1 protein-coding gene is annotated in these 341 nt (G+C 70.1%); it reads left to right on the top strand.

Annotation, left to right across the window (positions count from 1 at the left end; translation table 11 throughout):
* Positions 1 to 341 (top strand): SDR family NAD(P)-dependent oxidoreductase (locus TN53_RS43285; protein ID WP_046264422.1); only part of this gene is annotated, 341 nt, incomplete at both ends.

The raw sequence follows: 341 nt of genomic DNA, 5'->3' as shown, positions 1-341 counted from the left end.
CCGCCTTCGTCACCGCCGCCGTCGAGAGGTTCGGCCCCGTCGACGTGCTCGTCAACAACGCGGGCCGCAGCGGCGGCGGCGTCACCGCCGACATCGACGACGAGCTGTGGGACGACGTCATCGACACCAACCTCAACAGCGTCTTCCGCATGACCCGCACGGTCCTCAACACCGGCGGCATGCGCCACAAGGACCGCGGCCGGATCATCAACATCGCCTCCACCGCCGGCAAGCAGGGCGTGGTCCTCGGCGCCCCCTACTCCGCGTCCAAGCACGGCGTCGTCGGCTTCACCAAGGCCCTCGGCAACGAGCTCGCGCCGAGCGGCATCACCGTCAACGCG

The sequence above is a fragment of the Streptomyces sp. WM6386 genome (genome assembly GCF_000972385.1).
Classification (GTDB): domain Bacteria; phylum Actinomycetota; class Actinomycetes; order Streptomycetales; family Streptomycetaceae; genus Streptomyces.
The sequence above is the reverse complement of the archived record's forward strand: the minus strand, read 5'-3'. Positions and strand labels throughout refer to the sequence as shown.